This is a genomic window from Marivirga tractuosa, assembly GCF_042140215.1.
Lineage (GTDB): Bacteria > Bacteroidota > Bacteroidia > Cytophagales > Cyclobacteriaceae > Marivirga > Marivirga tractuosa_A.
Window position 1 is genome coordinate 4,080,715 of sequence record NZ_CP159478.1, and the last position, 11,884, is coordinate 4,092,598.

Genomic DNA, 11,884 nt, shown 5'->3' on the forward strand with positions numbered 1-11,884 from the left:
TCTATCTTATTAAATTAAAAACACCACTTTTATAATACTCTTCTCCGTATTTATCTTTTACACGCACAGTGTAACTGTAAGTTCCCTCAGGTGCAGGTCGATTAGTCAAATATCCATCCCAACCCTCTTCTATGGAATTACTTCTAAAAATTAATGTCCCCCATCTGTTGTAGACACTAAACTCCACTTCTGAAATGAATTTCCCTACTACTTTAATTTCTTCATTCAATCCATCAGTATTAGGCGTAAATCCAGTTGGAACAAAGAAACTTGAAGGAATCTTAAATCTCACTAAATTCGAAGTGGCTACCAAACCACTTTCAGAATAGGCCTCAACTTGATAAAAAGTTAGCTGATCTTCACTTTGTGCTATATCTTCACTATGAATTATTTCCTTACCCACATTTACTTCATCCAGCAAATTCATATTACCATCGTATTTCTTTATAACGTAATTTTGCAGAAGTGAATCAAAGCCAGTATAAGAATTCCAATCAAAATTTATAATTGATTCTTCTTGACTAAGCTTTAATAAAATATTAGAGGCTGTAGTAGTCACCCTTGAGCTTTCACCACAGCGATTTAGATACACAACTGAATAATAATAATTCCTTTCATCAAAGGCTATTCCTTCATCAACATATGAAGGAACGCTGGTTGAATCTAATCTAGAAAAATCATCATCAAGGCTTCTCTTTTTATAGATGATAAACTGATCTGGCTCTAGACCACCAGGAAGATCCCAAGTTAGTTCTAGTTCAGTATCAGATAATACATTTATGGCAATTTGATTGATAGGAATTGCTGGTGCACCTGTTATTGCTGTTAATTGTTTGGAGAGGGAAATGACTTCTACTCCACTTTCATCTGAAGCTATTACCTGGTATTGATTGGTTTCACCGCATAAAATATTTTCATCCACATAAGGAGCGTCTCCTGAAAAGATTACTTCTCCATTCTTCACTATATCTGAATTTTGAAAACTGAAATGATTCCAGTCCAATAAACTACCTTCTAATTCTACAGAAGCCGAAAATCTAATGGTACACACTTCGTTCGATAACAGTTCCTGATTGTTGCAGTTACTTATACTTATGATTCTAACACAATAAAAATCAGTGTTTAAATCTCTATTTTGAAAAGTATAAGTCCCTCCTTCCGATTCTGAAAATGTGGTGATATTTTGAAAATCACCATCCTCATTTTGTTTTATTTGTAACTGATAAATTTGATTGGGATTAAGTGTGTAATCAATTTCAAAACTATTTTCTGTTAAAATTTCAAGCCGACTTATTGAAGCTGCTTCTTCAGTTTGATCTTCAGGTATAAATGTTTTAGTGAATTCATTATTATTACAATTACTATTTCCTGAAGCATCAAATGAACCTACAGCCGATAGAGTGTATTCTTGCGTAGGGTCTGCATATTGATATCTAAAAGGGAAATCATTAATTGAGTATTCTTGTGGGGGACTTCCATCACCAAAATCAAAGGTGTAGAGATCAAAACTTTCTTGTTGTGCATTTACATCTAAAACTAATGCTTCATCACAAGTAGAAAGTGCAACAAAAGGAGTTGAAGGCTCTATGATTTCTATAGAAATGCTATCGTAGATTTGAGTATTGGATAATTGCCGTAAAAACAATATATCATACACTCCTGCTTCTTGGTATGTAAACCTGTAATCTTCAGCTGTTTGTACTGGATCACCAAAACACGCATTATTGGCTCCTATATCTGATAGATTTGCATCAAAACAAATGAAAATTGTACCAGTAGTATCGCTAGGAGTAACTTTAATTTGCGTTGATTCACAACCTTTCAAAAAATCTACGGTAAATAATTCGTTCTCACTGGGAAAATTACCCTGAGCCAACAAAACAACCGGATTAATAAAAAGCAATAAAATAATTAATAATTTTCTCAAGCTTTTTGGGTTTTAATAAAATGAACCGCTTTAACAATATCTTTATGAAGAATTCTATCTTCTTCTATTAACGGAACTTGTTGCCTAAAATTACGAATTATTTCTTCTAAATGTGAACTTGTTTTCAGTGGTCTCCTAAATTTTATGGCTTGTGAGGCATTTATCAATTCTATAGCCAGTACTTGATAGGTGTTTTCTACCACTTTATATAGCTTAGTAGCCGCATTTGCACCCATACTCACATGGTCTTCCTGACCATTAGATGAAACTATACTATCAACAGAAGCGGGCGTACATAATTGCTTACTTTGGCTTACTAAACTTGCTGCACTGTATTGCGGAATCATCAACCCAGAATTCAATCCAGGATTCATCACTAAGAAATCCGGCAATCCCCTGCTTCCCGAGATTAATTGATAAGTCCTTCTTTCAGATATGCTCCCTAATTCAGCCAATGCTATAGCAAGGAAATCCATAGAAATTGCTAGTGGTTGTCCATGAAAATTTCCACCAGAAATAATTTCACCCTCCTCAGGGAAAATATTCGGGTTATCTGTAACACCAGCTAATTCTTTTCCAACTATATTCTTCACATAATTAATGGCATCAAAGCTTGCCCCATGCACTTGCGGAATGCATCGGAAACTATAAGGATCCTGCACATGCACTTTGCTTTGCTTAATAATTTCGCTTCCGTTGAGCAACTCCAAAATCTTTTCAGCTACTATTTTTTGGCCATCCTGATTTCGAATCAAATGAATTTTTGAGTCAAATGGTTCTGGACGCCCATCAAATGCATCTAAGGATAATGCACTTATAGTATTCGCCCAATTGAAAATATCTTCAGAGGCTAAAACCGCATGAACTCCAAAAGCATTCATAAATTGAGTCCCATTCAATAAAGCTAATCCTTCCTTTGCTTTTAAGTGAATAGGCTCCCATTGCATTTTAGCCAACAAATTTTCTCCAGTAATTTTTTCTCCTTTAAAAAATACTTCTCCTTTTCCGATTAAAGGCAAAGATAAATGTGCTAAAGGTGCCAAATCCCCTGAAGCACCCAAGGAACCAGATTCATAGATCACAGGAAGGATATCTTCATTGTAGAAATCTAGTAATCTTTCTACAGTTGCCAGCTGAACACCACTATGTCCATATAATAAGGATTGAATTTTAAGCAATAGCATAATTTTAACTATGCGACTGTCAATCTGGGGGCCTGTACCACAAGCATGTGACATCACCAAATTAGATTGCAATTGCTCCAAATCAGCTTTGGATATATTACGACTATAGAGTGAGCCAAAACCAGTATTGACCCCATAAATTGGGTCTTCGGAAGACTGAATATGCTCGTCTAAAAATTTCCGGCAATTTACAATTGCGTCCACGGCCTTATCTGATAATTTTAACTTTTTATCCTCAGTTAAAATGCTTCTTATTTCAGATAGTGTTAGGTCATGCTCGCCAAGTACAAAAAAATTACTCATATCCTAAAAATCGTTTTAAAATGCTTTCTGCATTTAAGCTTTCCTGGCTTCCTTCTTTCATGTTTTTGAAAGTTAAATCTCCAGTTTTCATTTCTTCTGAACCTACTAAAATCACAAATGGAATTTGCTTATCATTCGCATATTTCATTTGTTTTTTCAACTTAACAGGTTCAGGGTAAAGTTCAGCTTTTACATTGGCAGTTCTTAATCTGTGTAATATTTTCAAGCAATATTTCCAGCTGTCTTCATCAAAACTCACCATCAAGACTTCGGTGCTGCTTTCTGCATTTTCTGGGTATAGATCCAGTTCCTCCAGTACATCATAAATTCTATCTACTCCAAAAGAAATTCCTACACCCGACACATCAGGCAAGCCAAAAGTATCAGTTAAACCATCATATCTTCCTCCTCCACAAATACTTCCCATTTCTACATTTTTGGGCTTTACTTCAAATATGGCTCCTGTATAATAAGAAAGTCCGCGGGCTAAGGTCACATCCAATTCCAGCTGAGGAACTTTTGCACCAAAGGATTCTAATATTTCAAATACTTCATTAAGCTCAGACAATCCTTTCTGACCAATATCAGAATCTTTCAGGAAGTCTTTTAAGAAATTTAATTGCTCTGTATTATTACCACTTAAATTAAATAATGGCGATAAGGTATCAATGGCTGATTGAGCAAATCCTCTTTCTATCAATTCCTCTTTTACTTTCTCTTCTCCAATTTTGTCCAATTTGTCAATAGCCACTGCAAAATCAGTTTCTTTGCCTTCAGCACCCATCACTTCCACTATGCCTGATAATATTTTTCGGTTATTGATTTTGATGGCATAATCCAGACTGTTGGCTTTTTTGGTTTGCAAGTTTTTGAAAACTTCCTGTATCATCAAAACAATTTCTGCCTCACAAAGCATGGAGTTGGTACCAATAGCATCTGCATCGCATTGGAAAAACTCTCTGTACCTTCCTTTTTGTGGACGATCTGCCCTCCAAACTGGCTGGATTTGATAACGCTTAAAAGGAAAAGTCAAATTATGCTGATGCATCACTACAAAGCGAGCAAAAGGCACAGTTAAATCATATCTAAGACCTTTTTCGGAAATTTTTGGCTGAAGTGATTTAGAATCATTTCTATCTTCTTCTTTAGTTTTAGATAGAAAATCTCCCGAATTCAAGATTTTAAAAAGCAATTGATCTCCCTCATCTCCATATTTCCCTTGCAATACGCTTAAATTCTCCATTGCAGGGGTTTCTATAGGTGCATAACCATATTTTTGGTATACTTTTTTGATAGTATCCAGAATAAAATGTCTTTTGGCCATTTCAGCTGGTCCAAAATCACGCGTTCCTTTAGGTAAAGAGGGTTTCTGTTTGCTCATTTTATAATTTGATTTGGGGCAAATCTACGAAATTTTGTTTGAACTAAGTTTGGATGTGTAGAGGTATTGAGGTGTTGATTTTTCAATCTACTGAAGTATGATAAAAATATTGTGGAATTAAATGGAAACATAATTAAAGCCTACATTTCCATTTATTGAAACCATCCATTGTCTTCATTCTCAAATCTATTTTAAAATAAACTAAAAGTACTTAGTTGCTCAATAAAACGCATAATAACTCCTGGCCAAATTGCAATTGTAATTATAACACCATATAAAGCTCCGAATAAATGGGCATCGTGGTTCACATTATCACCTTGCTGTTTACCTTTATAATAGGAATAAATAACATAAATAGCTCCAAAAATAAAGCCTGGTAGGCATAATATTCCATACAAACATAAATCGGTCATGGGATTAAACAGTATACTGCTAAAGACTACAGCTGACACGGCTCCTGATGCACCTAAAGCATTATAATTAGGGTTTTCTTTATGTTTAATTAAGCTTGGGATGTCTGAAATGACTATGGCTGTTAAATATAGACCAACATAGAGCAATGTTCCATAGTTGGTTAATTGATTAAAATAATATTCCACTGCATCTCCGAAGAAATAGAGTGTGATCATATTAAAAGCTAAGTGGATATAATCTGCATGCAGAAAGCCAGAAGTTATCATTCTATAGTATTGCTTTCTATAAACCACCTGATAAGGATTGAACATCCAAGCATACATTCTGGATCGATTACTAAAGGTAGGAATACTAATTATACAGGTAACGATGATGATAATTAAGGTAGTACTCATTATTGTTCTCTATTGATAAGGTAATTGAAAAAATCTTTGATAATGATCTTCTTTTCAGAAGGGGCATCCAAATCTTCTAAATTCTTGAATGCCTTCTCAAAATATTCATTCATTTTAGCTTCGGTAAGTTCTTTGATGCTGAGTTTATCATAAATGTCTTTCACTGCATTTACTTTTTCCTCTTTATCAAAGTCCTTTGCCATTAGCCACTTTTTAAGCTCAGTACCATTTTCTCCTGAGGCTAATTTTTTGGCTTTAATTAAGAGATAAGTCTTTTTATTAGCAATGATATCCCCTCCTACTTGCTTACCAAACTTATCTTGGTCTGCATAAACATCCAGTAAATCATCCATCAACTGAAATCCAATCCCCGCATTTACTCCCATTTGATAGAGCAAGGCTTGATCAGCTTCGTTATCCATCGCTAAAATACCGCCATATTCAAGACTGAAACCTAAAAGAACTGCAGTTTTCAAGCGAATCATTTCGATATAATCGGCTTCATGAACTTCCTCTTGCTCTTCAAAATTCATATCGATCTGCTGCCCTTCGCAAACTTCAATGGCACATTGATTGAATTTCTCTAGAATCTCAGTCAATTTCTCTTTTGGACAATATTTAATTATTTGTTGATAGGCTTTTACCAACATTACATCACCAGAAAGAATAGCTACAGGGTCATTCCACTTTTCATGTACAGTTTGCTGCCCTCTTCTTAAAGGTGCATTATCCATAATATCATCATGCATCAAAGTGAAGTTATGAAATATCTCAACCGCTATAGAAGCAGGAATAACTTCCTTTATATTATCCTTGTATAGCTGATAGGACAACAAACTTAGAAGCGGACGCATCCTTTTCCCACCCAAAGACATAATATATCGAATAGGCTCGTAAAGCTCTTGAGGTTTATCTCCAAAATTTTCCTTTTCAATAGCTGAATTAATGGAAACAATATAATCTTTTACGGATTGGTTCATGCTTTTTATTAAAATTAGAAGCCTAAAGATATGGCATTAAAAAGGGATATAAAAAGTAAATTTTACGAGAGGAAAATAGTAGACACATTCAAAATAATAAATAGAGAAAATTGATAACTCAATTATAAATATCAATGGAAACATTTAAACGCTTGATTGCTATTCAAATTTTTGAAACTTACCTTTGCACTTTGAATTCGTAAACGAAGTTAAAATCTTCAATATATCTAGCTAAAAACCAATACAAAGTGGTTTTCAACTATATTTATTTAAATGATTAAAATCATTTAATCGAAAGAGAAATTAATTCGTATACGAAAAACATCATTTGTATTAATGCGTTATAATAGAATTAGTTAATTAATAATTTTCAACAATAAATTAAATAATAGAATATGTCTTTAGTAGGAAAAAAAGCACCAGTATTCAAAACAGGAGCAGTACTTAACGGAGAGGAAATCGTAGAAGAATTTTCTTTAGAGCAATATATTGGCAAAAAAGATGTGATTTTCTTCTTTTACCCAAAAGATTTTACTTTCGTTTGCCCAACTGAAATATTGGCTTTCCAAGAAAAATTAGCTGAGTTTGAAAAAAGAGGTGTTGCCGTTGTAGGTGCCTCTACTGATACTGAAGAAACTCACTTAGCATGGTTATTAACTCCACAAGAAAACGGTGGAATTGAAGGTGTAAATTACCCTTTAGTAGCTGATGCATCTAAAACAATCGCTAATAACTTTGGCGTATTAGCAGGTGACTGGAATTACAATGAAGAAGGAGAATTGATCTTCGAGGGAGCTCCAGTTGCATTCAGAGGAACATTCTTCATCGATAAAGAAGGAATCGTTCGTCATGAAACAATCAACGATTTACCTTTAGGTAGAAACATTGATGAGATGTTGAGAATTGTTGATGCATGGCAACATGTTGAAAAATATGGTGAAGTTTGTCCTGCAAACTGGGAAGAAGGAAAAGAAGCTATGGAAGAATCAAGAGAAAGCGTTTCTTCTTATTTAGCGAAAAACAAAAAATAATTTGAATTGATTGTAGTATTAAAAACCTGCTCGGGAAACTGAGCAGGTTTTTTTATGGATTTTAAAACCAAGAAATTTTATAGTCATCATACTCATCTCCTTCTGCAACAGAATTTAGATATTCCACTTTTGGGCTTACCACTTTAGTCTTTCTTATCAACTCATCTAATAATCCGAATTGCAAAGTACTATTGAAAGTCTGCGTCCTGCGCATGACAATATGTTTAGAGCCTGATTCCAGAATCTGCCATCCTCTTCCATCCGGATCTTTAATCATCATTGAAGCTACTTTTACCAATCCTTCCATCATTTGCTTTGGAGTCGCATCACTAGTAATTAAGCCATTTGCTAACATACCTGAGTAAGCTGTGGCACCTATCCTTCTGCCTAATCTACGAGTATTGGCTTGTCCTATTTGTGATTCAATCCAATTACACATAGAATTATAAATTTCCATCGGTACAAATTTCATGGCGCTAGACATGTCAAGCCCATCTGCCATTTTTTTCAATTCCTTTTGAAATGATTCCTTTCCTTCATAAAGATCAATTACATCTTTAACAAATGCGGACGAAAGCGTTACCCCTACTGTTGAATTATTCATATCTATTCTTTTTTAATTCAAATATAAAAGAATGATTAAATTATAATAAAGGGGGAAATCACGTAATTTTGACTAAGTAATTTTACCTATATTAATTTTTTGTATAATTATTTTAACAAAAAAGATGGGGGATATTAAACAAAAAAAAAGAAAGCCCTGTTGAACTCCCTTTTTTATTGGACAATTTGACTCCAGTTGCTAACTTAAGGAACTGCAAAGAGCAGACTGTATTCATACCAAACAATTATAAAATTACAAATACAGCTTAGTAAATTAATCTCATCTAACAGCAAAAAGCAATTAGAACGTTTTTGAACCGTCAAACCACCCTGCATATTTTAGGCTTGCATCTCAGAGCTTACTCATTTCTTCTTTAACAAAATTCATCAATTCGCTGATATTCTTTTTACTGAAATCGAATTTGATATTTGCTGCTTCGTAAACTTCTGGAATTGACTTTGTATAGCCCATTTTCAAGGCATTCATATATGAATCTAAACCTTTTTTAGGGTCTGTTTTATAATTTTTCCAGACTGCCACTGCACCCAATTGTGCCATTCCATATTCTATATAATAAAATGGCACTTCATATAAATGCAATTGCTTCTGCCACAAATTATCCTTGAATTTCTCAAGACCAGACCAATCGGTTATGGAATCTGAAAAATCATCCAGAATATCATTCCAAGCCTTGGTTCTTTCCTCCACGGAATGCTCTGGGTTTTCATAAATCCAATGCTGAAATTTATCAATTGTAGCCACCCAAGGAAGTGTCTCAATAATTCCTTCTAAATGTTCTGTTTTGGCTCTTTTTAAATCCTCTTCATTATCGAAAAAAGTATCCCAATAATCAAGCGTTATCAACTCCATACTCATGGAGGCCAATTCTGCCACTTCGGATGGAGGATTTTTGAAGTCATTCAATTCCAAATCATTCATTAGGAAAGAATGCACGGCATGTCCTCCTTCATGCAATAGAGTCACCATATCACGCAAAGTGGAAGTCGCATTCATAAAGATGAAAGGAACTCCTGTTTCGGAAAGCGGATAATTATAGCCTCCTGGGGATTTCCCTTTTCTGGAATCCAAATCAAGATGTTTCATTTCCACCATCTTTACTAAGCAATCACCCAAAAACGGATCCAATTTATTGAAAACTTTAATGGTTTTATCGGTCAGATCATCAGCTCCATTAAAAGGCTCTAAAGCTTCTTTCCCTGAACTGTCTACTGCTTTATCCCATGGTCTCAATGTATCCAATCCTAGCTTTTTCTTTCTATCCTTTGCGGTTTCATCTAGTAAGGGCACAATTTCTGACTTAACGGATTCATGGAAATCAAAACAATCCTGTGGGGAATAATCAAAGCGACCCATGGATGCGAACATAAAATCCCTGTAATTTTCAAATCCAGCATTTTTCGCCACTTCGGTTCTTAATTTCACCAATTCGCTAAATAGATTATCCAATTTCTCTTTATCCTCTAACCTTCTGGAAGAGATTTTGCGATAGATTTCTTCCCTTAACTCCCTATCGGTGGCTTGTAATTTTACTGCTGCTTGTTGTAGGGTCAGTTCCTGCCCATCATACTCAATATCCATTGCCCCAGAAATAGAACCATATTTTTGAGAAAGGCTTGCAATCTCGGTTTCCAATGGAATATTTTCCTCTCTGAAGATTTTTACATCTTTCTCCATTTCCCGAATCATGATGTTATAGCCTTCTTTCTCTCTTACTGATGCCAAATAAGGAGAAGACAAAGCCTTTTTGTTTAGCTCATCGCTATAAGGCGCAATATGGGGTTGGATATTACGAACAAAATCTTCAAATGATGCCGCTAATTTTTCATCCGTAGTATCGCAAGTCATTTTAATATAACGCCAGGCCATATCTTCAGAAACCACGGCTTCCAATTCGCTTAAGTTAGCAAACCAATTTTCTAAATCCTGAGCTGAATTAATTTCTTCTTCCAATAATTTATCAAAATAGGGTTTTAAAGTCTCCCAGTCTTTTACTTTAAAATCCTTAGGTAAAAATTGTCTTTCTTTTATTTCGAATTCCATGTTTAGTATTTTAAAATTTTTAGATTACTAATAGTTAATTAAAAATGAATTTAACTACCTAGATGAAGGTCTCAATGCTATTAAAGCCTTATCTTTAATACAATCCTCAAAAATAACCTTGGTTATTTTCTTTATGTTCTTTTGTAACTTTTCCCGATAAATACGGGACAAGTCGTGGTAAAGAGTAATATTAGGTTTTCCTATTAACAGTTGCACATTTCTACCACAAAAGAAAACAATAGGTTTTTCGCTCTAGCGAAAAACTCGTTAAGGAAATTTCCTTAACATGATAGCATGACAGTATATATGGATACAAAAAAAGAGGACAGTTGTCCCCTTTATTTTTTACTCATTATTTGATAAAAAGTTATCCTATTTCAATTTTCACATCTGCAGATGTAGGGTGACCTACACAGTTTAAGACAAAGCCTTCTTCCTTTTCTGCATCTGATAAACCTTCATCTTCTTCCATGTGGACAGTTCCAGATAATAATTTACCTCTACAAGCGGTGCATAATCCACTTTGGCAAGAGAATGGTAAATCGATATCTAAATCTAAAGCAGTTTCTAATATCGATTTATCTGCCGGAACAGGGAATTTGTATTCTTCGCCATCAAACAAAATGGTTACTTCATATTCCTCACCTTGAGCCTCCTCACCTGTTTTCTTTTCTGCTTTGTCTATAGTTCCTTGAACGAAGCTTTCTTTATAAACATTGGCTTTATCAACTCCAAAATTTTCAAGATACTGCTCCACATTCTTCATCATTCCTTCTGTACACATTAAATACTGTGTTTGGTCATTTCCCCAATTAGGAATCCTGTCTAGTATTTTTTGTAGCATTTCCTCATTCAACAAACCCGACTCACCTTGCCAATTGATAGGTGCATCATCCAGCACATGGATAACATGCATTCTACCTTCATATTCATCCTCTAGTTTATCAAATTCTTGCTTGAATATTACAGATTCCAGATTTCTGTTAGCATAAATCAATGAAATAATACTGTCTGGCTCTGCATGAAGAATAGATTTTGAAATTCCCATCATAGGTGTGATTCCACTACCACCCGCAAACATAATAAGGTGACGCTTTTTATTGGCATCTACCGTAGTGGTGAAATTACCCATAGGCTCCAACACCTGAATTTTATCTCCTGCTTTAAGATTGTCATTTAAATGATTGGACATCCTGCCATTTTCCACTCTTTTCACTGTAACGGCTGGATATTCATCCACTAAAGGAGAGGTACATAATGAATATGCCCTTCTCACACTTTCTCCTTCTATGTCGGTGATGAGTGTTAAAAATTGACCAGCAGTATAACTCAATTCCCATTCAGGCTGTTCAAATTCAATCACAATAGCATCCGCTGTTGCATTGATGACTTGACGAACCGTCAATTCCTTATATCTTTTCGATTTTTTATCTTCTTTATTCTCTTTCTTTTTGAAAAAATTAAATGCCATGCTTTTTAAATTTTTATTTGAGATAACTCAAAGTTTCCACAATAGTTAAGCAAAATTAACAAGCTTTAACAATTTTCACTTATTAATTCCAAAAATGCTTTGAAATTCATTTCATTTATAAACTTTTCAGCTT

At 34.5% G+C, this 11,884-nt stretch carries 9 protein-coding genes; 1 reads left to right on the forward strand and 8 read right to left on the reverse strand.

The genetic code is table 11. The features are described 5' to 3' along the window. Position 1 precedes the first annotated feature (1 nt). The 5 genes from ABWH96_RS18230 to ABWH96_RS18250 all read right to left on the reverse strand — a co-directional run bounded on the left by ABWH96_RS18230 (position 2) and on the right by ABWH96_RS18250 (position 6,584). Positions 2-1,927, reverse strand: a complete 1,926-nt coding sequence (locus ABWH96_RS18230; RefSeq protein WP_375578934.1) for a gliding motility-associated C-terminal domain-containing protein — start codon at positions 1,925-1,927, stop codon at positions 2-4. Beyond that, the gene (hutH, locus tag ABWH96_RS18235) at positions 1,924-3,414 is read right to left on the reverse strand and encodes a histidine ammonia-lyase (protein WP_375578935.1); all 1,491 of its coding nucleotides are present in this window, start codon (positions 3,412-3,414) and stop codon (positions 1,924-1,926) included. Before hutH ends, ABWH96_RS18230 begins: the two co-directional genes overlap by 4 nt. Continuing rightward, positions 3,407-4,795, reverse strand: coding sequence for a histidine--tRNA ligase (gene hisS / locus ABWH96_RS18240; RefSeq protein WP_375578936.1), 1,389 nt, complete (start codon positions 4,793-4,795; stop codon positions 3,407-3,409). The genes hutH and hisS overlap by 8 nt, the downstream gene beginning before the upstream one ends. 191 nt (positions 4,796-4,986) lie before the next feature. Beyond that, on the reverse strand, positions 4,987-5,604 hold the full coding sequence (locus ABWH96_RS18245; RefSeq protein WP_375578937.1) for a rhomboid family intramembrane serine protease: 618 nt from the start codon (positions 5,602-5,604) through the stop codon (positions 4,987-4,989). Then, positions 5,604-6,584, reverse strand: a complete 981-nt coding sequence (locus ABWH96_RS18250) for a polyprenyl synthetase family protein (protein ID WP_375578938.1) — start codon at positions 6,582-6,584, stop codon at positions 5,604-5,606. Before ABWH96_RS18250 ends, ABWH96_RS18245 begins: the two co-directional genes overlap by 1 nt. A gap of 395 nt (positions 6,585-6,979) precedes the next feature. Here ABWH96_RS18250 and ABWH96_RS18255 point away from each other — a divergent pair, with 395 nt between their 5' ends. Next, complete coding sequence (locus tag ABWH96_RS18255) at positions 6,980-7,615, forward strand: peroxiredoxin (RefSeq protein WP_375578939.1); 636 nt, start codon at positions 6,980-6,982, stop codon at positions 7,613-7,615. A gap of 61 nt (positions 7,616-7,676) precedes the next feature. On the opposite strand, the gene ABWH96_RS18260 is transcribed toward ABWH96_RS18255, so the two are convergent. The 3 genes from ABWH96_RS18260 to ABWH96_RS18270 all read right to left on the reverse strand — a co-directional run bounded on the left by ABWH96_RS18260 (position 7,677) and on the right by ABWH96_RS18270 (position 11,751). After that, positions 7,677-8,219, reverse strand: a complete 543-nt coding sequence (locus tag ABWH96_RS18260) for a hypothetical protein (RefSeq protein WP_375578940.1) — start codon at positions 8,217-8,219, stop codon at positions 7,677-7,679. Positions 8,220-8,570: 351 nt separating this feature from the next. Beyond that, positions 8,571-10,280: a M3 family oligoendopeptidase gene (locus ABWH96_RS18265; RefSeq protein WP_375578941.1), complete on the reverse strand. Its 1,710-nt coding sequence runs from the start codon at positions 10,278-10,280 to the stop codon at positions 8,571-8,573. Positions 10,281-10,647: 367 nt separating this feature from the next. Then, positions 10,648-11,751, reverse strand: a complete 1,104-nt coding sequence (locus ABWH96_RS18270) for a 2Fe-2S iron-sulfur cluster-binding protein (protein ID WP_375578942.1) — start codon at positions 11,749-11,751, stop codon at positions 10,648-10,650. Positions 11,752-11,884 lie beyond the last annotated feature (133 nt).